31 protein-coding genes and 2 tRNA genes are annotated in these 25911 nt (G+C 40.7%); 4 read left to right on the forward strand and 29 right to left on the reverse strand.

What is annotated here, in order from left to right:
* Positions 1-34 precede the first annotated feature (34 nt).
* The gene (locus ACFOWA_RS10480) at positions 35-592 is read left to right on the forward strand and encodes a recombinase family protein (RefSeq protein ID WP_378984873.1); all 558 of its coding nucleotides are present in this window, start codon (positions 35-37) and stop codon (positions 590-592) included.
* 195 nt (positions 593-787) lie between these two features.
* Here ACFOWA_RS10480 and ACFOWA_RS10485 read toward each other — a convergent pair whose 3' ends face one another.
* From ACFOWA_RS10485 to ACFOWA_RS10590, 22 genes are all read right to left on the reverse strand, one after another.
* Complete coding sequence (locus ACFOWA_RS10485) at positions 788-964, reverse strand: hypothetical protein (RefSeq protein WP_378984875.1); 177 nt, start codon at positions 962-964, stop codon at positions 788-790.
* A 119-nt stretch (positions 965-1083) separates the two neighbouring features.
* Positions 1084-1401 (reverse strand): hypothetical protein, encoded by a 318-nt coding sequence (locus tag ACFOWA_RS10490; protein WP_378984877.1) that lies wholly within the window; start codon positions 1399-1401, stop codon positions 1084-1086.
* A 33-nt stretch (positions 1402-1434) separates the two neighbouring features.
* Positions 1435-1935 carry an ankyrin repeat domain-containing protein gene (locus ACFOWA_RS10495; protein ID WP_378984879.1) on the reverse strand — a complete coding sequence of 167 codons (501 nt, stop codon included), beginning with the start codon at positions 1933-1935 and terminating at the stop codon, positions 1435-1437.
* Between the two features lie 80 nt (positions 1936-2015).
* Entirely contained in the window at positions 2016-2561 is a 546-nt protein-coding gene (locus ACFOWA_RS10500) for a hypothetical protein (RefSeq protein ID WP_378984881.1), read from the reverse strand.
* 151 nt (positions 2562-2712) lie between these two features.
* The gene (locus ACFOWA_RS10505; RefSeq protein ID WP_378984883.1) at positions 2713-3066 is read right to left on the reverse strand and encodes an Imm70 family immunity protein; all 354 of its coding nucleotides are present in this window, start codon (positions 3064-3066) and stop codon (positions 2713-2715) included.
* 670 nt (positions 3067-3736) lie between these two features.
* Complete coding sequence (locus ACFOWA_RS10510) at positions 3737-4606, reverse strand: alpha/beta fold hydrolase (protein ID WP_378984885.1); 870 nt, start codon at positions 4604-4606, stop codon at positions 3737-3739.
* A 161-nt stretch (positions 4607-4767) separates the two neighbouring features.
* Positions 4768-5178 carry a DUF1348 family protein gene (locus ACFOWA_RS10515; protein ID WP_378984887.1) on the reverse strand — a complete coding sequence of 137 codons (411 nt, stop codon included), beginning with the start codon at positions 5176-5178 and terminating at the stop codon, positions 4768-4770.
* A 40-nt stretch (positions 5179-5218) separates the two neighbouring features.
* A complete protein-coding gene (locus ACFOWA_RS10520; protein ID WP_378984889.1) occupies positions 5219-6142 on the reverse strand; it encodes an alpha/beta fold hydrolase in 924 nt (307 codons plus the stop codon).
* A gap of 26 nt (positions 6143-6168) precedes the next feature.
* Positions 6169-7017, reverse strand: coding sequence for an alpha/beta fold hydrolase (locus ACFOWA_RS10525; protein ID WP_378984891.1), 849 nt, complete (start codon positions 7015-7017; stop codon positions 6169-6171).
* A 25-nt stretch (positions 7018-7042) separates the two neighbouring features.
* Positions 7043-7561 (reverse strand): nuclear transport factor 2 family protein, encoded by a 519-nt coding sequence (locus ACFOWA_RS10530; protein ID WP_378984893.1) that lies wholly within the window; start codon positions 7559-7561, stop codon positions 7043-7045.
* Between the two features lie 26 nt (positions 7562-7587).
* The gene (locus tag ACFOWA_RS10535; RefSeq protein ID WP_378984895.1) at positions 7588-8931 is read right to left on the reverse strand and encodes an amidohydrolase family protein; all 1344 of its coding nucleotides are present in this window, start codon (positions 8929-8931) and stop codon (positions 7588-7590) included.
* A gap of 123 nt (positions 8932-9054) precedes the next feature.
* On the reverse strand, positions 9055-9993 hold the full coding sequence (locus tag ACFOWA_RS10540; RefSeq protein WP_378984897.1) for a helix-turn-helix domain-containing protein: 939 nt from the start codon (positions 9991-9993) through the stop codon (positions 9055-9057).
* An 86-nt stretch (positions 9994-10079) separates the two neighbouring features.
* Positions 10080-11498 (reverse strand): aldehyde dehydrogenase family protein, encoded by a 1419-nt coding sequence (locus tag ACFOWA_RS10545; protein WP_378984899.1) that lies wholly within the window; start codon positions 11496-11498, stop codon positions 10080-10082.
* Between the two features lie 31 nt (positions 11499-11529).
* Positions 11530-12153, reverse strand: coding sequence for a hypothetical protein (locus ACFOWA_RS10550; RefSeq protein WP_378984901.1), 624 nt, complete (start codon positions 12151-12153; stop codon positions 11530-11532).
* A 134-nt stretch (positions 12154-12287) separates the two neighbouring features.
* Positions 12288-13094 (reverse strand): helix-turn-helix domain-containing protein, encoded by an 807-nt coding sequence (locus tag ACFOWA_RS10555; RefSeq protein ID WP_378984903.1) that lies wholly within the window; start codon positions 13092-13094, stop codon positions 12288-12290.
* A gap of 18 nt (positions 13095-13112) precedes the next feature.
* The gene (locus ACFOWA_RS10560; protein ID WP_378984905.1) at positions 13113-13925 is read right to left on the reverse strand and encodes an oxidoreductase; all 813 of its coding nucleotides are present in this window, start codon (positions 13923-13925) and stop codon (positions 13113-13115) included.
* 140 nt (positions 13926-14065) lie between these two features.
* The gene (locus ACFOWA_RS10565) at positions 14066-14608 is read right to left on the reverse strand and encodes a carboxymuconolactone decarboxylase family protein (RefSeq protein ID WP_378984907.1); all 543 of its coding nucleotides are present in this window, start codon (positions 14606-14608) and stop codon (positions 14066-14068) included.
* A 16-nt stretch (positions 14609-14624) separates the two neighbouring features.
* On the reverse strand, positions 14625-15197 hold the full coding sequence (locus ACFOWA_RS10570; protein ID WP_378984909.1) for a DUF417 family protein: 573 nt from the start codon (positions 15195-15197) through the stop codon (positions 14625-14627).
* A 139-nt stretch (positions 15198-15336) separates the two neighbouring features.
* The gene (locus tag ACFOWA_RS10575) at positions 15337-16173 is read right to left on the reverse strand and encodes a helix-turn-helix domain-containing protein (protein ID WP_378984911.1); all 837 of its coding nucleotides are present in this window, start codon (positions 16171-16173) and stop codon (positions 15337-15339) included.
* 65 nt (positions 16174-16238) lie between these two features.
* Positions 16239-16889 carry an HD domain-containing protein gene (locus ACFOWA_RS10580; protein ID WP_378984913.1) on the reverse strand — a complete coding sequence of 217 codons (651 nt, stop codon included), beginning with the start codon at positions 16887-16889 and terminating at the stop codon, positions 16239-16241.
* A gap of 97 nt (positions 16890-16986) precedes the next feature.
* Positions 16987-17835 carry an AraC family transcriptional regulator gene (locus ACFOWA_RS10585; protein ID WP_378984915.1) on the reverse strand — a complete coding sequence of 283 codons (849 nt, stop codon included), beginning with the start codon at positions 17833-17835 and terminating at the stop codon, positions 16987-16989.
* A gap of 350 nt (positions 17836-18185) precedes the next feature.
* Complete coding sequence (locus ACFOWA_RS10590) at positions 18186-18566, reverse strand: helix-turn-helix domain-containing protein (protein ID WP_378984917.1); 381 nt, start codon at positions 18564-18566, stop codon at positions 18186-18188.
* Between the two features lie 123 nt (positions 18567-18689).
* Between ACFOWA_RS10590 and ACFOWA_RS10595 the strand changes: the two genes are divergently transcribed.
* From ACFOWA_RS10595 to ACFOWA_RS10605, 3 genes are read left to right on the forward strand one after another with little or no spacing between them, the layout of a single operon-like run.
* The gene (locus ACFOWA_RS10595; protein WP_378984919.1) at positions 18690-19577 is read left to right on the forward strand and encodes a HEPN domain-containing protein; all 888 of its coding nucleotides are present in this window, start codon (positions 18690-18692) and stop codon (positions 19575-19577) included.
* Positions 19570-20862, forward strand: coding sequence for a hypothetical protein (locus ACFOWA_RS10600; RefSeq protein ID WP_378984921.1), 1293 nt, complete (start codon positions 19570-19572; stop codon positions 20860-20862). The genes ACFOWA_RS10595 and ACFOWA_RS10600 overlap by 8 nt, the downstream gene beginning before the upstream one ends.
* A complete protein-coding gene (locus tag ACFOWA_RS10605; protein ID WP_378984923.1) occupies positions 20843-21145 on the forward strand; it encodes a hypothetical protein in 303 nt (100 codons plus the stop codon). The genes ACFOWA_RS10600 and ACFOWA_RS10605 overlap by 20 nt, the downstream gene beginning before the upstream one ends.
* A gap of 583 nt (positions 21146-21728) precedes the next feature.
* Here ACFOWA_RS10605 and ACFOWA_RS10610 read toward each other — a convergent pair.
* The 7 genes from ACFOWA_RS10610 to prfA all read right to left on the reverse strand — a co-directional run bounded on the left by ACFOWA_RS10610 (position 21729) and on the right by prfA (position 25805).
* The gene (locus ACFOWA_RS10610; RefSeq protein WP_378984925.1) at positions 21729-21956 is read right to left on the reverse strand and encodes a hypothetical protein; all 228 of its coding nucleotides are present in this window, start codon (positions 21954-21956) and stop codon (positions 21729-21731) included.
* 83 nt (positions 21957-22039) lie between these two features.
* Complete coding sequence (locus ACFOWA_RS10615) at positions 22040-22378, reverse strand: nucleotidyl transferase AbiEii/AbiGii toxin family protein (protein WP_378984927.1); 339 nt, start codon at positions 22376-22378, stop codon at positions 22040-22042.
* An 11-nt stretch (positions 22379-22389) separates the two neighbouring features.
* A complete protein-coding gene (locus ACFOWA_RS10620) occupies positions 22390-22893 on the reverse strand; it encodes a DUF6922 domain-containing protein (RefSeq protein WP_378984929.1) in 504 nt (167 codons plus the stop codon).
* A 70-nt stretch (positions 22894-22963) separates the two neighbouring features.
* Positions 22964-24175, reverse strand: a complete 1212-nt coding sequence (locus ACFOWA_RS10625) for a site-specific integrase (RefSeq protein ID WP_378984930.1) — start codon at positions 24173-24175, stop codon at positions 22964-22966.
* Positions 24176-24420: 245 nt separating this feature from the next.
* A tRNA-Lys gene (locus ACFOWA_RS10630) sits at positions 24421-24493 on the reverse strand.
* A gap of 59 nt (positions 24494-24552) precedes the next feature.
* Positions 24553-24626, reverse strand: a tRNA-Asp gene (locus tag ACFOWA_RS10635).
* A 105-nt stretch (positions 24627-24731) separates the two neighbouring features.
* Positions 24732-25805, reverse strand: coding sequence for a peptide chain release factor 1 (gene prfA / locus ACFOWA_RS10640; RefSeq protein ID WP_123207180.1), 1074 nt, complete (start codon positions 25803-25805; stop codon positions 24732-24734).
* Positions 25806-25911: the final 106 nt, after the last annotated feature.

Below are 25911 nucleotides of genomic sequence, written 5' to 3' on the forward strand. Positions count from 1 at the left end.
TTTTTGATAATGAGTTTTTGATAATAAAAATAACATGAAAATTGGCTACGCAAGAGTAAGTACTGCAGATCAAAATTTAGATATGCAATTTAATGCACTGACTGAATATGGATGCAAAACAATCTTCCAGGAAAAGATTTCTGGAAAGAATACAGATAGACCAGAACTAAAGAAACTTTTGGAAAGTCTTCGTAAAGGTGATGAGGTCGTCGTCTGGAAACTAGATCGTCTTGGGCGTTCTCTTCGAGATCTGGTGGACCTGGTCGCTATGTTCGATAAACAAGGAGTTAACTTCATCAGCCTTCAGGATCACATTAACACTACAACAGCTACAGGTAGATTTACCTTTAATATTTTTGCTTCACTGGCTGAGTTTGAAAGAGAAATTATTCGTGAACGAACGAAGGCTGGCCTTGTCGCAGCCAGAGCAAGAGGTAAAAAGGGAGGCCGCCCTTCAGGCTTATCTCCAGAAAAGCTTCAGTTGGCAATCACTGCTTTGGATCTTCATGATACGGGAAAATATTCCATTTTGGAAATATCCAAAAGCTACATATACCCATCGCCACCTGCTATCGATACATTAAAATGGTAAAAGAGAGCAGGGTTTAAACACACCTTCAAAAAACCAGGGATTAATGAGAATAAGTTATCATTCCATTAGGGCAACCTTAATCTTGTCGCTTAAAACTGATATGTCTTCTTGACTAAGATTATCATTAATTAGTATCATGATCCCCACTTTATCTTCGGGATAGGCGACACAAAGTGTGCTGAATCTAAAACCTGTTCAGCCACTATGGTAAAGAAAGCGTTTTCCATCATTATTGCCAATCATCCAACTTAATCCTACACTCGTACTGTCTGTTTGGCGATAAGTTTCTTGGTGTGATAATTTTTTAGCAGGGTCGGTTTCTTCAACATTTGCTATTACATATTTATGCACATCTGCCATGGTTGAATTCATACTTGGCCCCCCAGGGTAAAAAAGGTTAGTATTAATCTCATTTGCTTTATTATTTGTGAGATCATATTAGAAAAGTAAGGTATATATGAAGGATCGATTTCCTTACAGCCGGATCTGTCTCATCCTTCGTTCATCATTGGATAATAGCGAATGCCCCAATAGATATCAAACAAGTGGCTTTGATAGTCACCTGCATCCTCATAATTTCTTGCTGCGATTACTCCTATAGAATATCGTTTGCTGGCTTGTTCGTAGGTATATGCACGCTTTTTTTCAACAACATTTTTTTTAATGTCCAGGAGCTGATTATACACCGACACATACATTGGAACCTGTTCGCCACAACCGTCTTTTTCTGCTTTTGCCTGTTTAATTGCAGCTTCTAGTATTTCCTGATAATATTTTCTAGTCATATTATCTTCTAACCGAGTATACATATTTATTGTCTGTTAGTGTTGTGCCTATACAATTCACCATGTGGTTATATAATCAGGACAAATGTCAATCAGATCCTGGACGCCAATCTTTTGCGCGATATCGAGTGGCTTTTTCCCTACACTGTTTAGGTGTTCCCGGTCGGCACCTCTCTCTAACAAGAGTTTAACTAATGGTAATTTACTTTTATCTCCATCAGCGGCACTAAAGGTTGCCGTCCATAACGGTTGGTTTCCTGAAGTGTTCTGTAAGGAAAGGTCAGCGCCATGATTCAGCAGCAGTCTGGCTAATTCAAGATCATTGTTTTCGCTTACATAATGTAATGGAGTATTCCCTTTAGCATCCTGGGTATTTGCCGATGCGCCGTAGTCCAGCAACACTTTTACGGCCTCTTTATGTCCTCTTGCAACTGCTATGGCTAAAGCGGAATAACCCAGGTCGTCGTTTTTGTTCACATCAGCGTTATTTAGCCGAAGTTCCTGTGCCATAGCCTCCGTTTTACCGTCCATAGCTAAAGAAAAAATCTTATTCTTCATATTTAACTGGAATAATATTCAAAAATCTTTGTTACTTACTCAACAAATATATTGCTGCTTCGTTTGTATTATAGCTGGTATCATTTAACGGGCCATTTGGCATAGGTAGCAAGCACTTTATATTTGCCCTTAGTTTGTCCGAAAACAAAGGCACAATAGCTTTCTCCTTGTGTGCCGCTCTCAGGGTACTGGACATACACCTCGAACATTTTACTTTCAGCATCTGTTAACTGTCTAAGTAACTTATAATATGCGTCATTCGTTTTGGGATCGATTTCTAGGATGTTATCCTCTGTGGCCTGAGGCAGAATGCGCACTACATCTGCATTAAAGATTGCCGATTTATATTCTTTAAATTCGGGCGCGGTAATTGGATCCGTTGGCGAGTCCGCTGCATCACCATTATCTACCCCACTGGTGTAAAAAGGAAAATTCATCAAGGTTTCTAGATGATTTAGGTCATTGCGCTTGAGTAATTCGGTAATTGCTTTAAACAATACTCTGAATTCCTGGACGTCAGTTACAGCATTCGTTTTTTTCTGCTCATTTCCTTGCGGACGAGTGCAGGAAGTCAGCGGAAACAAGACGGCTAAACTAAATATAAGATGAATCTTGTTTATCTTCACTTGCCTGTTTATTAGAGCTATTTTGTCCAACAGAAAAACTGCTTTAATGTAATAATTCTTTTTGAAAAGCCTGCACGAGATCAGCACTTGTTAATGATGTTATGCGATAGTATATCATTGTAAAGCCATGGTGAAGCAATACTATGCCGCATTAAATACTCTGAACAGCGACATTCTTTTTTACCTTTAGCGCAGTTTCTAGCGTTGTTTGAATAACGTCAAAGAGATCCCTAGCATCGCTGGTATAAAAATAGTTCGACAGATCGGTTATCCTCTGCGCTGTATCTCCTGCAAATGGTGACTTCCTAGCTGGATATTCTATTTCCCAAATTGCTTGATCAGGCATCACTAATTTAAATTGTGCTTTAATTTTTTGGAGCTCATTTATTGCATTTTCCACATTGGCAACTGGCAATTCCCCTTTATAGAGTTTATTCATTAACATAGGATAAACGTTACCCCATTTGCCATCTTCTAAGTGATAAGCTACATTCGAAAGAAACAATGTACAAAGCCACCTGTACCGATTCCATAAAACATCGGACCCACTTTTAATCCAACCATAAATATCTTTTTATTGTCTAAATATAACTTTAAATTCTTTTCTGCTGCTGTCGGTAATATGTTACAATATCAAATTGTTTACTATAGAATTGTTCCTCTATTTTATCTGTGTTCTTGTTAATTAGTAGATATACAGGCAGGACTTCCTCGAGATAATCAGTGTATTATCAGTAATTTCTTGCATAGATAATCCTCTACTTCTTAAAGTCCTAGGAATGAAGATTTTTTCATTTTGCCATTTTAAATGTTGCCTCCAAGTGCACGTGCTACGTCAAATCAAATAAGTGTCTCAGAAAACAAAGGTATATTTAACTCCCGTAAGCTCAATTTAAGCACTAGTATCTATATTATCATAAAACCGTGGAATAACGATAATAGGATCACGCATACCTTCGTTTTATGTAACGTAAAGCAAAACTGAAGAAGTACTTATCATCAATTATCTATCAAAACGCATATTAACAAAAAATTTAGTCTTTTTAGAATGTGTTTTGGTCATCCTTTATATCAATATACTTTTTTAAGTGTTTACAAAATTTTAGCGCTTTTATCTTTTTTTAGTTTCCAGGATTTATAAACATACACATGAGAGTCCGTATGTTTTACACTTCCTAACGGGGAAGTTTTGCCAGGAATGTTAAGATGTCCTTCGCTATCTCATCACAATCAGTTTCAAGTGCAAAATGGCCTGTATTATAAAATTTTACGGTAGCCGTAGGAACATCCTTCTTATACCCGTTAGCACCCGCCGGTAAAAAGTAAGGATCCCTATTTCCCCATACGGCAAGAATTGGCGGCTGGTATTTTCGGAAATAAGCCTGCCATGCAGGGTAAAGGTTTACGTTATTCGCATAATCTTTTAACAGATCAAGTTGTATCTCTACATTGCCTTGCCTGTCCAAAAAGTGCTGGTCCATTAGTATCGTTTCAGGGGCAATCAAGGATTGATCTGTAACACCTTCACGGTATTGAAATGTAGTGCCTTTTAAAGTTAAGAACTGCTTCAAAAAGTTTCGATTTTCCTGTGTAGGATATTGCCAGTACTTTTGTACAGGGTTCCATCCGGTACTCAATCCTGCCTCGTAGGCATTCCCATTTTGCGATATTATACCGGTTATTTTCTCCGGATTTGCGGTAACCAGCCTAAACCCCACAGGTGCGCCATAATCAAATACATAAATGGCGAAACGTTTTAACCCTAATTGATCGATAAAGGCTTGCATGGTATGAGCCAGGTTATCGAACGTGTAATCGTACTCCTCACGGGTTGGCGCATCCGAAAATCCAAATCCGGGCATATCTGGTGCAATAACATGGTGATTTTTACTGAGTAGAGGGATAAGATTCCTGAACATAAAGGATGATGTGGGATACCCATGCATCAATAGAATCACAGGCGCATCTTTTGGCCCTGCCTCGCGGTAAAAAATGTTCAATCCTTTGACTTTAATATTCTCGTAATGGATAGGGTTCGTTTTCATAATAATGTTGTTTTTAATAAATGATGTCTGTGATTTAGCGGTATAGCCAAAAGCCAGCAGCATAAGCATGACTATAGATTTGAATGATCTCATATGTTCTTTGATAATTGTATTATTTGAAAGATGTCACCTCTTTGATTCCTTGGTTTGCCGGTTGAATATTAAAGTTTTCTGTTGGATTCAGTTATCGGTAAGTCATTGATACTTGCAAATCTCTTTCGCATAAGCCCATTCTCGTCAAACTCCCAGTTTTCGTTGCCGTAAGCACGAAACCAATGGCCATCCTGGTTATGATATTCATACTCAAACCTCACAGCGATTTTGTTATTCCAAAATGCCCAGAGCTCCTTTTTAAGTTTATAGTCCAACTCATTCTCCCACTTGTCCGTCAGGAACTTTACAATTTCACTACGGCCGTTAATAAATGTCGATCTGTTGCGCCATTCTGAATTCAGCGTGTAAGCAAGCGCAATCTTTCCAGGGTCACGGGTGTTCCATGCATCTTCTGCCAATTGTACTTTTTGCAGGGCTGATTCCAGCGTAAATGGTGGAACCGGGAGCTTTTCTTCCATAATTAACAAGTTTTAAAAGTTAAGGGTATCGATATATATATTATTGCGCAATAAACGCAGTCGCCTCATTGACAAATAAGTCGGGGTACTGGAAAATAGAACCATGACCTGCGTCCGGATATAAACTTAAGCGCGCGTTGGGAATGTTTTGAAACATGATATAGGAGTTAATGGTCGGCACCATCGTGTCGTTGCTGCCGTTAACGATAAGAACTGGTTGTCCAATTTTATTTATCCTGCTTAAAGAATCAGGATCAGGTTGCGCCCAGGCTAAAATAGCCTGCAATTGTAACATGATAGCCGGGGTTGCTGTATTGGGATCGCGATCAATTGTCCGTTGGTAAATTCGGGACATTGCAGCTTTTCCAAGATCTCGGCTATGTTCTGTAGCGGTGTAAAACAGAAAAAGTTTTTGGTCCTCATCACTCATACTTGCGATACGTGCCAACGGCTTTACAATTTCTGCTATATCTACAGCACCTTTTTGTCCGGTCCCGGCCAATATGAGTTTGTTTACCAAGCCAGGCTCATCTAAGGCAATCTGCTGGGCAATAAAACCGCCCATTGAAAATCCGAGCAAATTCACTTTAGTATAACCCAGTGCCTTTATAAATCCAATGGCGTCTTTTGCCATTTGAGCAATGTTGTCTGCGCTTTCACCACCTGTTGCACCAACACCCTTATTGTCAAATAGGACAACTTTAGAACCTGCAGCCAGCTCGTTGGTAACTTTAGGATCCCAGTTATCCATCGAACCTGTAAAGTGTTGTAACAAAACTAACGGAATGCCGGTGCACTTCCCTAGAATACGGTAGGCGTAACGGGTTCCATTCGATTCTATATATTGCGTGGTCGCGGTTTGATGATAATTTATTGTTTCCATTTTATTTTTTGACTGAGCCTTGACGGCTGTGTTGAATAGTAAGCTTCCTATTACGGCAAGCAATACGAAAGAAGTTTTCATGAAAATTAATTAATGATTTGAATAGCTCATAAAGCTTGATTAAGAAACTCCCTGACATCTGAAACGAATTCCGATGGGTACTGAAAGAGGAAGCCATGCCCCGAATCAGGATAAAGAATAAGTTTGCTGCTGGGAATATGGCGGAACATGAGATACGAGTTACTTGTTGGTACCATGATATCGTTGTTTCCGTTGGTGATGAGCACAGGCTGGTTGATCTTGTTTAATTGCGAATAGCTGCTGCCGGGAACTCCCCACGCAGCGATGGCCTTGCCCTGCGCACCCATGGTCTCCATACTGCTGGCAGGTTCAACGTCACTTATCCGGAGGTGACGGCGCTCCCAAAAATCCCGGCCAGCCTGCTGGCTTTTTTCACTTTGCGAAAAGAAAAGCAATAGAAAATCCTCAAGGACTGGTATTTCATTAATAGCGGCTTTTGTTACATGGTCGGGATAGGCTGCCATATCCTCACCACCTTCCGGTCCGGTTCCCGCTAAAACCAATCGTCTGACCGGATCCGGTCTGATGATCGTGATCTGCTGGGCGATAAAACCGCCCAATGAAAAGCCCAAAAGATCAAGTTGTTTCAAGCCGAGGGCTTCAATAAACATAATTGCATCTTTTGCCATTTGTAAAACGGTATCCGGTGTTTTACCAGAAGTAGCGCCGACACCAGTATTTGAAAATAGAATAACCGACCGGTCCTGGCCCAATCCCTCAGTTATAGTAGGGTCCCAATTTTCCATAGTTGCTCGAAAATGACCTAATAATAAAATTGGGATCCCGCTTGGCTTGCCTATTTTCCGGTAAGCGAAACGTATGCTGCCGGCTTCGATAAACTGAGTAGGTGCGTTGATATGTGTATTAGCTGACATGTTAGTATTAGATTTAATAGTTAGTTTATTGTCCGGGAAATATGAAAGGTAAATCATGCAAAATGCGATGGGTTGCGATTTTCCATATACCCTCAACTTTTTCTAATGTTGGACGGTAATAACCTGCTTCAGTAGCGGTGACAGTCCCTTTTAGTCCAACAGTACCTTCGGGCCAACCGTTTTCAGGACGTGCATCACCTAAAGTGTCAAAACGAATAAACTGGGCATCAAGGGTTGCGGTATCACCGTTAACCGATATGATATGGTCATGGGTCGTATGGTGCGACCAGCCCCTGGCAGGATGAGGAGCCATAAGGTTGGAAATTGCATTAGCAATTTCATCTGGATTTGAAAGAACGAATAAAGGTTCTTCAACACCGGCATTTAAATAATATACTTCCACTTTTCCGGCTTTTGTGAACAGTGCTTTCATGGCGTCGCCATTTAACTGGTCGGCAGCCCGAACATATTTAGCTAAAACCTGCTGTACCTGGCGCTCATCGCTTCCGGTACCTGTAATTATTTTTTCTGAATTTTCTTCCATTATGTTATAATTTTGATTTCAATATGTTATAGTGTTATCCCGGGGAACTCCTCCTCGAAAATATTGGCCTTGTAGCCGCTTTTATTAAAAAGGTAGGTAAGTGACTCATTGACCTGCTGTTTGATTTTTAAAAGGTCGAACCCAACCATTTTACCGTCAGACTTCAATATCCGGCCTGCGACCATCACCAGGTCTACATTACCCCGGTCTGCGGCATGCACGATGGTGCCAATTGCATTATTAGCCGGGAAAAGATTGAGCGAATCCGTATTGATCAGAATCAGATCAGCTGACTTTCCTGGTGTGATACTCCCGGATACTTTGCCAAAGCCGGCAATTTCAGCGCCGTTGACAGTTGCGGCTTCTAGTATAGCCCTTGAGCTTACCGGTAACGGAGGATTTTCATCACCCCTGTAACGGCGGTTCTGTGCGGATGCCCGTTGTAAAGCGAATGCGACACTCATTTCAGTAAACATATCACCGCCATAAGAGGTCTCGAGATCTGTTCCGATGCCAGGTTTAATGCCATGATCTATCGCCTGTTGGTAAGGAAATATTCCTTCCTCTAAGCCATATTGAGCGTCTGATCGCGGATCAAGCGTTACTTTAACACCAGTATCACTCATGATCTTCCAGGCTTCGGCCGTCAGCCCTGTACAATGATTAAAAATATTATCGGGGCCAAGCATATTTCGCGCTTTCAGATCCGGCAGCAGTGCTGACAAGTCTTTACCTAAAAATTCGGTGACCATAGGTAACTCAAGGTCACGTGCGTTTTCCCAGCCATCTACACCCATATGGGTAAATACACCAAGGTTAATCAGGCTATGCGCACTTAGACGGCCAGTCTTGAGCCTTTCTAAACCTGACGGCCAGGATTCCTTCTCCCATTCACCCCCCAACGGAAAACCGGGGGCGTATAAGGCGCGAATGCCCGTTTCCTCCAGCGCGTCTATGGCTGCATTCGCATGTTCGTAACTGCGCGTGTTATGGGATGCATCTATTATTGTTGTTATGCCACCGTCAATGGCACTTAGCGCGGTCAGTAAATTCCCAAGATAGATATCCTGCGGCCTGTAAAACGTCGCAATTCCAAAGTGAATATCACCAACATAGGACATCAGATTATTCACGTTGGGCATCAGCCTGCGGAGGGTCCCTTGCCAGCCATGGCGGTGAGCATCGGTTAAACCTGGCATTAAGATCTTGCCGGTTGCATCGATGATTTTCGCGTCTTCCGAATCAATGACATCTGCGACCTGTCTAATAAGGCCGTCTTCGATCAGTACATCGCCAGTTTGGTAATCGCCCACCGTTTTATCCATCGAAATGATGGTGGCATTCTTAAATAATATTTTTTGCGTTTTCATTTTAAGTGATTTAAAGGCAATAAAGTCCCTGATAAGCAGTAGCTTACAGGTCTTAATTTCAATACAAAAATATGGGGTGTCGTCTTTGCCGGTCAGCAGTATCTACGGGTTGTCAGGTACTATTTACTGGTTTTGGACCCTGATGCCCGACGGGCTTAATCCCTTTTGTTTTTTATAGGACCGGGCAAAGTAGGACGGGTCCTGGTAGCCTAATGCGTGGGATATTTCACTGATCGACCAGGAAGTTTGTCTTAAGAGTATAGTGGCCTGGTCAGTCAGCATTTGCTGAAGGTGACGGCCTGCCGCCTTTCCGGTCACCGCTTTTATTACATCATTCATATGATTGGTCGACACATTTAACCGATCAGCGTAAGACGCCAGTACCGGCATTGATGTCAATTTACCCTGCATTAACTTTTCAACGTCTTCTTTGCCGTTTTTTAGAAATGACCGGGTAAGAGACATATTATGGCTGATCGCAGCCGGAATTTTGTTTTCTCCGGCCGGAATCCTTGCGTCTGCCTTTTTCAAGAACAAGCGTATCATCGTTCTCAAAATTTCCGGGTCACCTCCGTTCCCTGTTTCAAACTCATGTACCATTTCTTCAAGCAGTCCCGCAAAATAGCGTGTGTCCTCCTTAGAAAGCTGCAGTACCAGGTTGCCCTTGCCATCAAAAAAGGGTAGCTTAGTTAACCATTGTTTATCCTCCAGTCCCTCGTAAAAAAAGCTTTCATCAAAAGTGCAGCAATAGCCTTGCTGATAGGCCGTTTGGGAACGCCAAGAGGTTACCAGCAACGGATTCACAAAGCAAAGTGTACTCCCTTTTATATAATATTCATCAGGCCCAAAGTTATATTCACCTTCTCCGTCTATGATCAAACAGATCATAAAAAAATTAAGCCGGTGAGCAACGGCAGTATTTCTGCAGGTACTGAAATGATCGTCGGTACGAATAATTTCTATTCCAGCATTATTACCGATTGACATTGGCACCCGTTCGCTTCCGGAAAAATAAGTTTTCCGAAAGTTGTCCATGTTTAGACTGGGAATTAGCTGTTTCATAATTATCGTTCTTTTATTACTTCAAAAATGTCCTTGTTCGTGAAGTTGATCTTAAAATATGTAAGCGACATAGTGATCAACTACGATCAGGCAGTAATTATTGCCTTGGGTTCCAAGTACTCTTCCAAACCCAAAATCCCGCCTTCCCTTCCAATGCCAGACTGCTTAAATCCACCAAATGGAGTTAGTGGGTCATGGCCGATTGTATTGATCAATACCCTGCCTGCCTGAATCTTTCTTGCTACGGCAAGCGCACGGTCGTGGTCACTAGAACTGACGTAAGCGATCAGGCCGAATTCGGTATCGTTAGCGATACTGATTGCTTCTTCTTCTGTTTGGTAAGTTAGAATAGCCAACACCGGCCCAAAAACTTCTTCACGGGCGATTGTCATATCATTGGTGACACCGGCGAAAATAGTCGGCTTAACAAAATTCCCGCTCTCAAGGCCTGCCGGATGTCCGGGCCCACCGGTTACCAGTTCAGCTTTTTCTTCCAGCGCAATCTGAATGTATTGTTGAACGCGGTCATATTGTTTAAGGCTGGCAAGCGGGCCAAGAATAACCTCTGGATCTCTAGGGTCGCCAACTTTCATTGATTCGGCAGTTGCTTTTGCCAGTTTTATCACTTCCTGCAAACGATCCTTTGGCACTAACAACCTAGATGCTGCGATACAGGCCTGGCCGTTGTTCAAGAAACAAGCACGAACGGCCATGGGAATTGCAATTTCAAAATCGGCATCGTCCAAAATTATGTTTGGCGATTTACCGCCTAATTCCAATGTAAACCGTTTCATAGTATTCAGCGCGTCTTTTGCAATTATCTTTCCAATTTGGGTAGAGCCGGTAAATGCGATCTTTTGAATGTCGGCGCTTAATGACAATGTTTTTCCAACCACTTCTCCTAAACCGCATATAACGTTGATCACACCTGGTGGAAGACCTGCCGAGTGATAAACTTTCATTAAAACATCGGTTTGCATAGCGCTCATTTCACTCGGCTTAATCACCACGGTACAACCTGCCGCCAAGGCAGGCGCCAGCTTGATATGCATAGAGCCAGCGCTTGAATTCCAGGGGGTGAAAATTGCGACAACTCCTACCGGTTCAAAAAACACCTGTGACTGACCTATCGTCTGAACCAATTGATAGTCGTTTAAAGTTGCTTTAACATGCTGGAAAATATTTGCGGATAGGGCGTTAGAGCCTATGGCCCGCTCTTGCGGGGCCCCATACTCTGTAATTGTCGCTTCTACCAGTTCTTCCATAACCAGCATTTCCGCATCATACAATTTTTGCAGATAATTCAGCCGTTCCTCTTTTGTGGTTTGCGACCAGCTTACAAATGCCTTTTTTGCTGCTGCAATGGCATTTCGGGTATCTGTTTCATCCGCCATCGTCACTTTGCCGATCACTTCGTTGTTTGACGGGTTGATCAGGTCAATAACCTGTGTGCCATGTAAGGTGACGAGTTCGCCATTGATAAGGCCTGTATTATAAGTCTTCATATTATCTTTTTTAATAATAATTTATGTTTGTTTACTGCCTCGCGTCTGAGTCTTGTTGCTTTTGATAAAATGCCATAGTTGAACCGATATTCGGTTTAATAGCTGCTGTTTCAGTGCTCAATAAAGCAGACTTTTGTTTGATATATCTACCAGCATAATTTCCGGCCTCTTTCAGAATAAGGTTTCTGTATTGCTCATTGATCCGGTAAGACCAGGCTTCAATAATAACGCCTGCTATTCCTATGAAAATCGCACCTGCTCCCACGCCCAGCCAAAATTTATTATCGGTTGTGAAAAGAAGGATGCAGCCGCCTATAGCGATCAGAATCCAGAAAATCCGGTACACAAACCAATTGTCGTGCACGCTTTCAACTTTTGCTTTTTCGGTTCTAAGAAACGTTGAGCGGTGTTGGGGAAAAACATCTATATTTCTATGAAGCTCTTTACTTGTTTTATAACCGGAAAGTGTTCCGCCTAATGCCAGTATTAGTCCTCCGGACATGATTGCGGTAGCAGCTCCTTTAGCCGCTGTTGCTGCATTTAAATTCCATAATAGGCAAGCAATCAGGATGAACATTAGTCCCAATGCGCCTATGATATAACTAAACCTTGACCCGGCCTGTGAAAGATGTTCTAATTGGAAGATAAAATTCATGGTGTTCGCGTTGTTGAAAAATGGAATATTGGTCAAGACAAAAAAGCCTCAAATGCTACAATCGATCGAATTGATCATCTCATTTAAAGTGTCTTCTAGACGACAGCAGGCAAACTACTGCGTTGCTACGATGGTCATGATGTCAATGGGATAGCCGACGGATTATATCCAAAAAACAATTTAAACGCTTGAGAAAAGTGTGAAAGATTTTCAAAACCTACGTCAAGATATACCGAGGAAGGGTTTTGATTTTTCACCGAGATAAGAAAGTGTGCCTGTTCTAATCTTCTTTGCCGTATCCAAGTTTCGGGTGTTTGATCAAACGTCTTTTTAAAATCTCTTTTAAAAGTGGCCAGGCTTCTTCCTGTGAGCCTTGCAAATTCTTTGATCGCTACATTGAACATATAATTTTTGTTCATAAACGTATCCAAATCGATTTTAAAAGGCTCGCTAAAATCAAACAGGAACTTTTTCAAATTCGGGTCTCTCAAAAGTAATTCTATGGCTTCTTTCGTCTTGATGTCCGACAGTGCTTTAGTTAGCTGTTCGGGATGATCAAAGTATGGGACAAGCGGAAGGAAAAAACCCTTCAAAAACGGATCATCGGGCAAAAGGATCAGCGGTTCGCCGGTATAATGGGTCTCTGTCCCTACGTTGTTCTTTGCGCTATAGCTACGCAAAGATTCCTGATCCAAGAATATATTGATCGCACGAAACGCAACGCCATCCGGGCCATGCACCTTAATAGCTTTGATCAACTGGTTCCTCCTGACAAGGCCGATCGTTCCCTTACCGAACACCTCTTTTCCGCGACTGGTGTATAAATGGCTTTCCCCCGAAATGATCAGGCTTAGCGCATGCTCCGAAACCAATTGCGCGCTACTTTGTCGATGTTCCGCTTCACATGAGTACAATAGATTATAATAATGCTGATCTGCCATTTAGTTTAAATATAAGAGTTATTTAATGGTGCTCATTGTGACCCTGTCCAAAAGCTTGTCAGATAGTATTTTGCGCATGAATAGCGCCGGGGCAGCCATATAGCCTGCGTGATAACGTGTTTTTGGTTTGTCCGCTTTTAGCGCTTTTAAAATTAACTCAGCTATAACTATCGGGCCCGGGTTTTTTTTCTCCATTCCCGTATAGGCTTTAACAAACTTTTGCACCATGGAACCATATACTCCGTCGCCTGATGATTTAAGCATACTGTCAAAAGCGATTCCCGACCATTCTGATTTGATGCCGCCTGGTTCAATAACAATGACATCAATGCCGAACTGCCTTAGTTCGTTACGTAAACTATCGCTCAGGCCCTCAATTGCAAATTTACTGGCATGATACCAGGCACCGAACGGGCCTGCCAGTTTGCCGCCGATGGAAGATATATTGACAATCTTTCCCCAGTTTTCCGCCCGCATATGCGGAATACATAATTGCATTAAACGAGTGGCACCGAACAGGTTAACCTCCATCTGGTATTTTGCGGTTTCCATAGAAACATCTTCTACCGCGCCATACGAACCGAAACCAGCATTGTTGATCAAGATATCTATCCGTCCTTCAGCCGCAATGATATTATTAACGCAGCTTACCATCGAGGCTTCGTTTGTTACATCCAGTTCAATGCACTTTATTCCCAGTGGAGTAAGGTCACGCATCTTATCTAACCTTCTTGCGGCACCATATACGGTATAACCATTTGCTGCCAAATGCTTTGCTGTTTCTTTTCCAATACCTGCCGAAGCCCCGGTAACCAATACTATTTTTTTCATGCTGATTGTTTTTAAACCGTTAATCCTTTGATAACGAAACAAAGGTAAGTTAAGGTAAGGGATGCCGTTTTGGTCACAGGCTCAAATTACTTTGCTTACAAGCTCATCTGAAATGATAGTTGGTTAAAGGTGATCGAAATTTAGTTACCTAATTTCGCAGCAGGAGGAAAATCAATAGGTATTTTTGTAACTGCGTAAACGTAATTGGTAAAAACCCTAACCGTTATAAAGCCAATCAATTCCATTAACGCCGCTTCATTATATCCCCCAGAAAAGAAGTTATCAACCAGTTGTAGATCGGCCCTCCCTTGGTTTTGGGTGAAGGATTGCGCAAGCTGGATTAATATGGTAATTTTTGGGTCTTGCGTAAGACCCCGTCGTATATCCAGTGTATCTTCCAGTGTAAATCCATAACGTATAGCCGATTGGGTGTGCCCGGCCAGGCAATAATCGCATTGATTTATTTCGGAAACCGCCAACGCAACGGCTTCTCTCTCTTTGGCACTAAAGATGCCACCGCTTAATTGTTCCTCCAGCCCTAAAAAGGCTTTAAGCGCATGTTCGGAATAGCCCATTGTAGCATACAGGTTAGGCACTTTTCCCATACGTTTTTTCATTTTTTCAAAGATCAATCTGGTTTCAGGGCTTACCTGTTCATCAGTTGGAACGGAAATCGTTTTCATATTTTTGATTGTTATTTTACTGATTAGACTGACGGCGGCTCAAGTACAGCCTTGCCGACTCACTCATGTTAAGTAGAGCTCCCCCAAGGATGACCAGATCCTTAATTACCAGCCTGCCCCGACCTGACAGGTATGGAAATCCCCATTGCTGATCGCCAAGGTGAGGCACCCAGCTTTCAGGCGTAGTGATCAAAAAGGATAGCGTACCCAAGGTCATTATAAAAACAAGGATACTTGCGATCATGCTTTGCATCGGAAAAATTTTATGCAGGCCCACAAATACACCAACCGCTATAAGAAAGATACCTAAGCCTTTTGCAAAGCCATAGGTATTGTTTTGTTCGTGCCATTGATGGTTAGCAGCTATCAGTGCGCCTTCCGGATTCATGTGTTTCTTATATTGATCCGGATGATTATAAAAGAATGACATTAATGGGCTGTTGGCTACAAAAGGAACAATGCCATCTGCTTCATAAGTGAAGAATTTAAGGCCCCCGATCCAAAGAAACACAATGACGATGCTGTAACGAATGGCTACTCGTCCGGCCTTGTCAAGTCCTGCTATCAAATTCAATATGGAAGTTTTCATTATTGGGTGATTTTGATTTGTTTATTATTTACAATCAAATGTCGCCATTACAACTATCCTCCAAAATGGACAAAGAGGTGAAATCCTTGGACAAACGTGACCGATAGTTCAATCCTGAAAAGAAATAAAGAGCTTCTGCTTACTGATCGGCGACTTTAGATATTCCGGTCAACTGCCGGAATGACTGCGGGGATACTTTGGTGAATTTTTTAAAAAACCGACTGAAGTAATACTCATCCGTAAAATTCAGCTGGTAGGCTATCTCTTTTATACTGAGCCGGGTAAGATGAAGCTTCTTTTTGGCCTCCATAACGATGCGTTCCTGGATGAGTGCCGACGGGGACTTTTTGAAATATCTGGCGGTTCGTTTACTGAAATTATTGGTCGTCATTGCTAGCAAAGCAGCATAATCACCTGGTGTATGCAGGGTGAGGTAATTGGCTTCTAATAAAGTAATGAACCGTTCCATTTGTTCGTCTTTTGCTTCGTATTGCAATTGGCTATCCATTAACCGAATCTTGATGCTGCTTGATTTGGCAAGGAATAGCTGCAAATAGGCTCGCAAGACGGTATCGCTTGTTTCATCTGCATTAAATTCTGCCTCAATATCTGTTAAGATTCCGGCAAATAGAAATGCCTCCGCCTGGGTAAGGCCGACCGCGGGTTCGAGATAAATATTATTAAACAACAATCCGTTACAAGATACCTCGGCCCTGTGGAACTCAATGCAGTAAAAGTCGCCGTGAAATTGAAGTATAGTAAATTTGCAATCGGAAGTCTCTTCAAGGAAGATCTGCTGAAGTGGAGTAGAAAACAGTAGAATTGGGCCTTTAAAAGGAAAGGCGCCAAAGTCCGCATGATAAACGCCTTCGCCTTCTGTCACCAAAAGAACAGTATAATTAGAAAATTGTACCGGGTTGCTCATGCTGCAATCCCCGCTTTTCTTTATGCCAATTAACAATGCGCTGTTTTCCAAAAACTACTTCTTTCAATAATCTGTTCTATTGCATTACTAATGTAAGTAATACGATGCTTACTTTATTATTCAGACCACGGAGAATGCAATATACAGTCGCAAAAGTTTTTGCGGTGAAAGTTTGGGATCATAAAGGCGCATACATCCGCTTTTATATTTCCAAATGTGGTATCGGTCTTATGTTCAAATCCAGAAAAAAACGTCGGTATGATCCTATTTTTAAAATCATTTCTAGGGAAAGCACTTATTATTTCTTCTCTGTTTTCGTTGCTTAAGAGGTCGTAACCCTCACCCATTACATCCAGCCCTACCCCACTATACATCAGCGCTACCTCAGCCTCCTTATGTTCAGCTATACCAATTGTCGTATGCAGCGCGATAGTATCCCAAACCAGTTGCAATGATTCTTTAGGCAAGCCATGACTTTCGCAAAAATCGCGAGCGGCGTTAGCGCCATCCACCTCAAAGCGGAGATCCGGGCTGCTATAATGGGGGACAAGACCTAGATCATGAAAAACGGAGGCCACGTATAATAACTCGGGATCGTAGGCCAATTGTTTACGTTTACCGTTCAGCGAAGAGAAAAGGAATACCCGCAAGGAGTGATTATAGATAAACTCGGTACCGTGCTCGCGCAACAGTTCAGTAGCCTGTGTGGCTATGCTGCTATCAGGGATATTGATCCCTGCAATTGTTTTAAATGTGTTTATCGACATATAGATCGTATTTTTTAACAAAGTTAGCGTTATGGACGTCGCGAGGGAATGTCAATAACGTTGTTTAGCCTGTCAAAATTTACGGTTCAGTTTGGAATTAATTACCTATCGAAAGAAAGTAGTTGCGATAATCCAACGGGGAGTAATCCGTATTTTTTTTAAAGAAATGACTGAATTGTTCAGGGGTCGAAAAACTAAGGTCATAGGCAATTTCCTTAACCGAGTTGGCGCTGAACTGTAATGAGCGCTTTCCTTCTGCTACTAATTGACCGTTAATTAGATCCTTCGCATTTTTACCGCTGCATCGCTTCGTAAGGTCGCTCAACCTACGGCTTGTCATTCCTAACATTTCTGCATAATCAGATACCTCGTGCCGGCTTTTATAAAAAGAACTAAGCAATTCTAGAAATTTGCGATAAGTCAGGTAATCCTGGCTGCCAACATCACTGCGTTGTGGTGTATAAATATTTGCTGTTTTGATAATTATGATCTTCAAATAAGCCGCTAAGGCATCAATCTTATTTATATAATCTTTACGTTTGAATTCTTTGATTAGCTGTCCAAACAAATAATTTAACTCTGCTGCATCTTCTGCATTAAGCTTAAGTAGCTGATTTGCCTGTGCGTTATTAAAAAGCACCGCTTTACAATTACTAGCACTGGCCGGCGTTTTCTCCCAAAAGCAATCGCCAAAGCTTAACACATAGCCATCAACATCGGACGATGGATCAAATGAGTAAAACTGACCCTTGGAAAGCAAAAACAAATTGTGGTTATTGATTTGATACTTGTGTCCGTCAATCTGTATATGGCCGGTCCCTTCATTTACCAAAATCATCCGGTGGTAAGAAAGGCGGTTATAACCAGGTTGAATGTTGTTAACCCCTGCAATAAAAAAAGAATCCTTTATATTCTCTTCAATGAAAACAAGATGTGACTTTACCATTAAAACTGTTTTATGTAATACACCAATGTACTTATTTATTACCGTAACTATCCCCTGTTAATATATATCATAGCTGTCTTTTGATGATACTTTTAAGTTTGCTCGCAAGATAATGGCAAGAAACCGCTAAAGAAAAAAGGCAAATATCAATAAAGTTCACAGTCCTCCGGGTTAGTTTGAAAGTACACAAAGTATTTTATCAAAAAACGGTCGTTTTTTAATAATCAGAATGTTATAGTGAAACGTCGCCTAGAAACTTTAAAAATCGATTATGGGACTTCATTTATAATCCAGCCAACAAAATTAAAAAGCAACATTGAATAATTAATAACACAAGAATTGCTTTATAACTATAGCTTTTTCAAAAGATCATTTTTTTCTTTCTCACTTGCTAGCAACCTTTCGTATAGTTCAATTATTTTCTCAAGTGGATTGATTGTACATAAATAATTATTATTATTTGAACTGCTATCAGTGAATGTATTACCAATGATGTTAAAAACCGCTTCCTCATTAAAATTTTTGATAGCGTCCGTGGGTAAACCCAAAGCGGCAGCAATCTTTTCTAATGTTGAATCTTCAATTTCCTCACTTTGTTCCAGTTTACTAATCGCCTGTTGACTGATCCCAAGTTCAACAGCAAGCGCTTCCTGTTTCATTCCACGCAGTTCACGGATACGGCTTATTTTTCTACCAAGATGCATTCTGTTCGTTTTTTCTGAGGTTTCCATGGCCAAATATATTTAAAAATTTCCGACAGTTAAAAACAACCTCACGCTTGTATTTAACAACCTACAATGGTTCGGTACGTGCTTTTTCTAACCGAAATTGGTTCTCGTAATAATCATGAAGATATGAAAAAGAAATCATTAAAGCCAGTAGAGGGCCGGCAAGGGCCGTTCTCTAATTTTGTTAAAGAACTTGCAGAGCGGTTCACGCCCTTGCATATTCTGAAATTCGGTGAAATAAGTTCCATAACGAATTCTTATACTTCCTTTTCACCACAACAGACGAGTAGCAATTTTCACTATTACTTATTGATGGTTATCGAGGGCACGACCAGAATCGAGCATGGCGTTCAGGATTATGTAAATACACATTTCAACCATGGCAAAATCACGATTCTGGTTCATAGCAAGGAGAGCGTGGACACAGCGATTGCAGGTAACAACAGATTTTTTATAACATTGTTTAATACCGGCATTCAGCTATACAGCCACGATGGTACGCTGAACCTATTTCCTGAATATGCTCTTGATAAAAAGATATCTCTTGAAAAAGCCAGGAAGCATCTATACCATAGGATTCCAATGGCGCAGGGTTTTTTGGACGGGGCAGGGGAATGCTACAGTAATGAAAAATTCAATGTGTGCGTTTTTATGCTTCACCAGGTTGTTGAGCAGTCCTGCATTGCAATAATCAGGGTTTTTATGGCTTACAGGTCGGATATTCATCATTTGGGCAGGCTACTGGATATCTGTGCATGTTTCTCGGAGCAGCCAAGAGCGCTTTTGCTTGGAACGCCAGAAAACAGAAGGCTTTTTGAGAAGCTTATGAACAGTTACAGCCATGCCCGGTATAAGGACAATTTCAATGTCGAGATGGGCGATGCTGATAAACTATGTAGCCTCGTTCATAATTTTTTAATTCTCGCCAAAGATCTTTGTGATAAAAAGATCGATCTTCTAACTGCCGAATGTGAAGAGGCGGAAGCATCGAAAGGAAAAACTGAAAATGGGTGATGAAATGATGCTTGCCGGAAAACCTAAATCTCAGTTCTATAAACTTCCGTTTGAAAAGAGTACCCGCATATTGAGGTTAAATGTTTTGGAGTCACACACAGAACTTCGAGCTGGGAACCGACCATACTACATGGTTGAGAGAAAGTCGCTCTCATTCAAGAAGGGCGTCTTGACAATGAGGGTTAAGCTCGAAAATGAGCCGCCGGTAAAAGTTTACCTAAAGGTCGAATATGATCATTTATTGGTAAGCTGCAATATTGATACGGATGAAAATTATCTAGGGAGATATGCCTACCGTACATTAAGGGCAATGTTATGGAATGAATTTCATGACTTTCAGCAATATTATTGGCCGGAATGTTTTAACGATGCGACCCGAAGACCCAGATATCTTGAAGTTATCTATGATAGGTATGGAGTGGATATCAGGCTTAAAAAAGAATTTAAGGGTTTTTTCAGGCCAGATGATTATTTCGTGCACATATCCCAGCGGAAGGTCTTCGATAGAAAGTATGTGAACGATGGATTAGCTACTTTAAACCAAGAGTACCTTATTGGTTATTGCCTTGCAAATACCGATGCTGTCAGGTTCCATTCCAACCATTATTCATTTCTGATACCGTATAGCTTTACCTTAAATGCGGATAATAAGACTGTAAAATCTTTCACGGGCTTTATTCTCGAAGAAGATGATAGTTTTGAGCAATCTGAATTGTCCGTAAATCAAACTGAGCTGAACAGCATCTGCTACGAAATGAAGAAAATTGCAAGGATTCAGTTTAGGGAATACGGAGACAGTGATGAACGTTCCGACGAAATAGATGATATCAATTTCAGCAATAAGAGGAAGGTTTTTGAACTATTTAATAAAGCACTACCAATGCTATCGAGGGAGCCGTTTACACACTACCTGTTTACCTATGGGATGAGAAATATTCAGAAGAGACCAATGAAAAAGGATATGCAGGTTGCCAGATTCTCAGGTGATGTACCCCGTTTAAATTTTTTACTTAGTGATAAGGGTGATTATTACGAACTTAAATTGAGGTTCAAGGTGGGAGGAAAAGTTCAGCTTTTTTGCGAGGATAGGATTGCAATGTTTTTCATCTGTTCGTCTTCGAACCCCACTGTTTTGTATCTATTGGAATGCGAAACGGATTCTAGGGTAGTTCTGTTTTTTAGTCGTAAAAATTTTAAGATTCAAATCCCTAAGGGTTATTATAAGGAGCATTTCGAACCGTATGTAGATGAAATCAAAAAACAATATGAGCTTGAAATCAAATAGAAATAGTGACATGGAAGAAATTAAAAAACTACTCGATTATCAACCTTCAGGGCTTTCTGATGAAGAAATTGAGAATGCGGATTCTGAAATGGAATACTTCTTCGTCAATTTTCCATTGCACGAGGCGAGGGCAAATTTATGGGAACTTTACAAGGGCTGGGTGCATTTGGAAGCTGAATCGCCAGAAGGGGAGGAAATAAAGCATATGCTTTTCTTTTGTAATCAAATGATAAGCTTCCTGAACTTTTCTTTTATAGTAACCAGACAGAAACCAAATACATGAATAAATAACAGAAAGCGAAATCTTCAGGGTATTGCTTTCTGTTATTATTAAGTTTTTTTAATCTACTATGGCAAAAGCCGGCCCTCCCGCATTTTCGGCCTGTGAAAGCCCAATCACTACTCCCGGCATTTTCACTGTGGTATATACGGAAATGCAATTCCGCCTCTAGGTACTACAGTTCATCTGTTTTGAACCCAATCCTATTTCGTTTGGGGGCAGGTGCCTCCTTTATCGCTAACAGTTCATCCAGATATTGAAAAACAATTTCCATGTTCTTGTCCTGGTTTTTCAGCTTGTTCTTTATCTTTTCTATCTCCAGACGAATTTGGGTATTATTAGCTACCATATTCCTAAGTCGTGCAAATATGCGAATGAATTAAATGCTCACATTGATGGCAGGTTATCACAAATTGTGATAACCTTTGAACAATCCCTTTGTGCAAGAGCTTAGGATTTGCTAGAAAAACATCTTCTTCGCTAGTGAAGCTGTCAAAGTATTTTTTTTCGCAAAGCCTTGTCATGAAAATGGATTATTTTTAGGAGCGTTGTTTGCCGAAATGATTGGAGAGGTACATTCGCTAACTTAGCGACCCATTCCTCTGCCTTGATCATTTTTATTGTCATTTTTTTTCTCTTTAAGCTTGCGGTAAAGTTCCCTGCTTTCCTGTAGATTAGTATAATCCCTCACTGCTTTTGAAATACTTCCATGCACATCCTTCCATTTTAGCTTACCATCCATCAGTTTTACAGGGACGTTAAAGTCAATATCATTGTGGTACATTAGGGACGACTTAGCGGTGTTAGGATCCACATTAGGATATTTTTGGCAGTAGAAACTAATAATTTCCTCTAAGGATAATTCCTTTAGTAGATAATGTATATCGATAAAATCCTTTATCCGTTGTCGCTATTGACAATAGCATTGATCTTCATGGCCGATATATCCTCATTTGACATCATCCTAATTTCCTCTATGTTTTCGATCGGTTTGATAGATGGATATTTATGCGAAATAAAATCAAAGTCCACCTCTCCAATGCTTCCGCTGGCGTAGTTGAACTTGTGACGTTTTACATCCGCACCATAATTGTTTCGCAGATATTCGGCAAGTTCATTGCCATCGAAATCCGAAGAACTGAACAAGTCAATGTCTATGGATTCCCTATGCCCAATCCTCAGCGACAGTGCGGTGCCGCCTACAAGGTAAAATGATTTGAGCTGATAGTCTTTCATCAGCTTATGGATCAGATCCAGTGTCCCTGGTTTAACTGTTTCTTTGTGTAACATCTGAGTTTTTCTTTGCTCAACTGAAAATATTCGCAAACGGCATCCAGAGTTATATCTGAAAGATAGGTAATATCATTTTTAAGGGCATTTATAACTTTTTCCCTTCCATAAAACCTCATCATTTCCTCCCAATCCTTGGGACTGCCTTTATCAAGCACCCGTTCCATAATGGTTCTATAATTTCTGTTCCAGTCCAGTTTATCAAAATCAAGATCCCAGAACAATACCCTGGGAAGATCAGGCCTTTTTACCTTTTGTATAAGAGATTGTCTTTCAATCTTGATTTCATCGTTCTCGAATGGAATCTTCTTTTTGGAAAGATAGTTGTTCAGCGTATGGTAGTTATATGCAGGATAGCTGTCACAGAATCCCTTCAGACTTGAAAATACGTCGATGTCCGTACTGGAAAATCTTTTCCAGTGCACAACGATCACTCTTTTGTTCAATTCCTTTAACATCATACAAACTTAACCAAAAATAAGAACGAATGCCTAATATTTATAAATATTTGTCAGTTTAGTGGTTGTTGATTTAATTATATTTATTATTTAACAGTGCCATATCTGCACTTACCTTGATATCCAAGACCTTCGCATATATTTGGGTAGTCCTGATATTTGTATGCCCAAGCATTTTGGATACACTTTCCATAGGAACACCATTTAACAGGGTTATCGTTGTTGCGAAGGTATGCCTTGCAATGTGAGAACTTAAAGGTTTATCAATCCCACAAACTGCGGCAATTTCCTTGAGGTACTCATTTAGCTTTTGATTGCTCGAAACTGGCAATGCCCTGTCTTTGGTGATGCAATATGGATGGTCATTGTATTTTGCCAATATTGCGATTGCTGGTGGAAGTAGTGGGACAGCAGACCGGGTTCCTGTTTTGGTTCTGTTTGTGTAAACCCATTTTTTGCCGTCTACCCCTAATTTAATATTAGATAGGCTCAATTTTTCAATGTCAGAATAGGCAAGTCCGGTAAAACAGCAGAAGATAAAAACGTCTCGTACCTGACTTAATCGCTCTGTCAAGAACTGCTTTTCTGAAATTTTAGTTAATTCATCCTCTGTAAGAAATGAACGCTCTACATTTTTGCTCTTTAGTTTGTATCCAAACATTGGATCACTGGCAATCCACTTTAAGCTTAATGAAATGCGAAGGATCTTTCCAAAACTTTTAAGATACCTTACCGTAGTGTTGTTTGCACAACCGTTTACCGTTCTCAAGAAAAAATCAAAATCCCTTATAAACGCATGGTTAATATTTTTGATGTTGATATCTGTTATCTGGTATTTCTCGTTCATGAAGGCGGTAAGATGTCTTTCCAAGACCTGAAAGCGCTTCAAGGTACCAATGGCGTATTCCTTTCCTACCAAAGTCTCCATTTTTTCGTTATGAACTTTGATGCCTTCCATCAAGGTATGCTTCCGGACTTCCCGCCCGATAAATCTGCACTTAATGCCTTCGGCTGTAATAACTTCGTCTGCATCAAAAAGATCCCTGTAAACCTGGTTTATCATTGACTGGAGATTGTCAAGATGAGCATTAAAGCTTCTGACATCTTCCTTTTTTCCATCCTGTCTGCCTGATTTGGTATTCCACTTTTCTGGATCGCACTCAAGTCCGCTGGTCATTTCTGACCTTTTTCCGCCAACGGTTATTCTAAGATAAACTGGAACATGGCCGCCACGATAGTTTTTCTGCTTTTTAAGATAAAAAAGTAAGCTAAAATTAGTTTTCATATAACTGAATTAAGGTTAACAAAATTAGCCTTGCAGTCTGAAAACGTCAAGATGTTCGATAATCGAACGTCTTGTTAAACAGGTAGTTAGATTTATTCGGTGAGTTCTTTTAGTTCCAGAAATACTCACCGAATCACACACTTTTAATATGAGAATCGGTGAGTATTTTAGTTTTTCCAGTAAAACAAAAAAGCTTGCAATCATTTGATTTGCAAGCTTTTACGTAGTTTTGATACTATCTTCTGTGATCCCGCTGGGATTCGAACCCAGGACCACTACATTAAAAGTGTAATGCTCTACCAGCTGAGCTACGGAATCATTCCTCTTCTTAAGAGGGGCAAAAAAAGCCTCAACTTTTTCAAGTCAAGGCTTTTTTGCGGAATGGACGGGACTCGAACCCGCGACCTCCTGCGTGACAGGCAGGCATTCTAACCAGCTGAACTACCACTCCGTTTGTTTGCTTTTTAAAAGTTTAAACCTCTTTCCCCTTTCGAGGATGCAAATATAGAGACATTATCCTTATTCGCAAACTTTTTTTTCAAATAATTATAAGTCGTTAATTAACAGCACCTTCTTGCATCTTTTCTGCATTTTCTGCAAACTGAAGTGCACTAATAATCTCCTGAATGTCGCCATCCATTATCGCTGGCAGGTTATACATCGTTAAACCGATGCGGTGTTCGGTAACTCTACCTTGTGGATAATTGTATGTTCTTATCTTCGCCGAACGGTCTCCGGTAGAAACCATTGTTTTACGCTTTGCAGCAATATCACCATTTTTCTTCTGCAATTCTATATCGTAAAGTTTGCTTCTGAGCATTTCCATTGCAATAACACGGTTACCCAATTGTGATCGCTCTTGCTGGCAAACCACAACCAAACCCGAAGGTTTATGCGTTAGCTGCACTTTGGTTTCAACCTTGTTTACATTTTGTCCACCTGCCCCACCCGAACGCGATGTTTGTAACTCAATATCTGCAGGGTTGATGTATAAATCAATTTCCTCAGCTTCGGGCAAAACAGCAACCGAAGCTGCAGATGTATGTACACGACCCTGAGTTTCTGTATCTGGTACACGTTGTACGCGATGTACGCCACTTTCGTATTTTAACTGACCATAAACATCATCGCCGTTAACTTTTAAAATTACCTCTTTATAACCACCTGCAGTTCCTTCGGTAACGTCAACCGTTTCAACTCGCCAACCTTTAGTTTCAAAATAACGAGTGTACATTCGGTATAAATCACCTGCAAATAGAGCAGCTTCATCTCCTCCAGTACCACCACGAATCTCAAAAACAGCATTTTTAGCATCTTCAGGATCCTTCGGAATCAACATTAAACGAATGTTACTTTCCATTTCTTCTTGTTGCTTCAAAAGCATATCCAACTCTTCCTTAGCCATATCACGCATTTCTGCATCCTTTTCAAGCGTCAAAATCTCCTTGTTGGCATCAATATTACTCATCACATTTTTGTAAATTTTATATTCATCTACAATCTTGCCCAAATCCTTATATTCTTTGTTTAAAGCCGCAAAACGTTTCATATCCTGAATCACATCAGGATTGCTTAATTGCTCTTCTACATCCTCCCAACGTTGCTTTATTGCTTCTAATTTATCTAACATATCATTACTAAAATTGAATTCCCAGCCATTTGTTTTTGCAAAAGACTAAAGAATCGCAAAAATAAGGAAAAAAGCTGAATTAGTTCGAGAGAAGCAAAGTAGATAA

The sequence above is a fragment of the Pedobacter lithocola genome (genome assembly GCF_042650845.1).
GTDB lineage: Bacteria > Bacteroidota > Bacteroidia > Sphingobacteriales > Sphingobacteriaceae > Pedobacter > Pedobacter lithocola.

Bases quoted from the DNA above. Each gene is read 5' to 3' on its own strand.
- ACFOWA_RS10480 (WP_378984873.1), top strand. From the start codon at position 35: ATGAAAATTGGCTACGCAAGAGTAAGTACTGCAGATCAAAATTTAGAT.
- ACFOWA_RS10485 (WP_378984875.1), bottom strand. From the start codon at position 964: ATGAATTCAACCATGGCAGATGTGCATAAATATGTAATAGCAAATGTT.
- ACFOWA_RS10490 (WP_378984877.1), bottom strand. From the start codon at position 1,401: ATGTATACTCGGTTAGAAGATAATATGACTAGAAAATATTATCAGGAA.
- ACFOWA_RS10495 (WP_378984879.1), bottom strand. From the start codon at position 1,935: ATGAAGAATAAGATTTTTTCTTTAGCTATGGACGGTAAAACGGAGGCT.
- ACFOWA_RS10510 (WP_378984885.1), bottom strand. From the start codon at position 4,606: ATGAAAACGAACCCTATCCATTACGAGAATATTAAAGTCAAAGGATTG.
- ACFOWA_RS10515 (WP_378984887.1), bottom strand. From the start codon at position 5,178: ATGGAAGAAAAGCTCCCGGTTCCACCATTTACGCTGGAATCAGCCCTG.
- ACFOWA_RS10520 (WP_378984889.1), bottom strand. From the start codon at position 6,142: ATGAAAACTTCTTTCGTATTGCTTGCCGTAATAGGAAGCTTACTATTC.
- ACFOWA_RS10525 (WP_378984891.1), bottom strand. From the start codon at position 7,017: ATGTCAGCTAATACACATATCAACGCACCTACTCAGTTTATCGAAGCC.
- ACFOWA_RS10530 (WP_378984893.1), bottom strand. From the start codon at position 7,561: ATGGAAGAAAATTCAGAAAAAATAATTACAGGTACCGGAAGCGATGAG.
- ACFOWA_RS10535 (WP_378984895.1), bottom strand. From the start codon at position 8,931: ATGAAAACGCAAAAAATATTATTTAAGAATGCCACCATCATTTCGATG.
- ACFOWA_RS10540 (WP_378984897.1), bottom strand. From the start codon at position 9,993: ATGAAACAGCTAATTCCCAGTCTAAACATGGACAACTTTCGGAAAACT.
- ACFOWA_RS10545 (WP_378984899.1), bottom strand. From the start codon at position 11,498: ATGAAGACTTATAATACAGGCCTTATCAATGGCGAACTCGTCACCTTA.
- ACFOWA_RS10550 (WP_378984901.1), bottom strand. From the start codon at position 12,153: ATGAATTTTATCTTCCAATTAGAACATCTTTCACAGGCCGGGTCAAGG.
- ACFOWA_RS10555 (WP_378984903.1), bottom strand. From the start codon at position 13,094: ATGGCAGATCAGCATTATTATAATCTATTGTACTCATGTGAAGCGGAA.
- ACFOWA_RS10560 (WP_378984905.1), bottom strand. From the start codon at position 13,925: ATGAAAAAAATAGTATTGGTTACCGGGGCTTCGGCAGGTATTGGAAAA.
- ACFOWA_RS10565 (WP_378984907.1), bottom strand. From the start codon at position 14,608: ATGAAAACGATTTCCGTTCCAACTGATGAACAGGTAAGCCCTGAAACC.
- ACFOWA_RS10570 (WP_378984909.1), bottom strand. From the start codon at position 15,197: ATGAAAACTTCCATATTGAATTTGATAGCAGGACTTGACAAGGCCGGA.
- ACFOWA_RS10580 (WP_378984913.1), bottom strand. From the start codon at position 16,889: ATGTCGATAAACACATTTAAAACAATTGCAGGGATCAATATCCCTGAT.
- ACFOWA_RS10585 (WP_378984915.1), bottom strand. From the start codon at position 17,835: ATGGTAAAGTCACATCTTGTTTTCATTGAAGAGAATATAAAGGATTCT.
- ACFOWA_RS10590 (WP_378984917.1), bottom strand. From the start codon at position 18,566: ATGGAAACCTCAGAAAAAACGAACAGAATGCATCTTGGTAGAAAAATA.
- ACFOWA_RS10595 (WP_378984919.1), top strand. From the start codon at position 18,690: ATGAAAAAGAAATCATTAAAGCCAGTAGAGGGCCGGCAAGGGCCGTTC.
- ACFOWA_RS10600 (WP_378984921.1), top strand. From the start codon at position 19,570: ATGGGTGATGAAATGATGCTTGCCGGAAAACCTAAATCTCAGTTCTAT.
- ACFOWA_RS10605 (WP_378984923.1), top strand. From the start codon at position 20,843: ATGAGCTTGAAATCAAATAGAAATAGTGACATGGAAGAAATTAAAAAA.
- ACFOWA_RS10615 (WP_378984927.1), bottom strand. From the start codon at position 22,378: ATGAAAGACTATCAGCTCAAATCATTTTACCTTGTAGGCGGCACCGCA.
- ACFOWA_RS10620 (WP_378984929.1), bottom strand. From the start codon at position 22,893: ATGATGTTAAAGGAATTGAACAAAAGAGTGATCGTTGTGCACTGGAAA.
- ACFOWA_RS10625 (WP_378984930.1), bottom strand. From the start codon at position 24,175: ATGAAAACTAATTTTAGCTTACTTTTTTATCTTAAAAAGCAGAAAAAC.
- prfA (WP_123207180.1), bottom strand. From the start codon at position 25,805: ATGTTAGATAAATTAGAAGCAATAAAGCAACGTTGGGAGGATGTAGAA.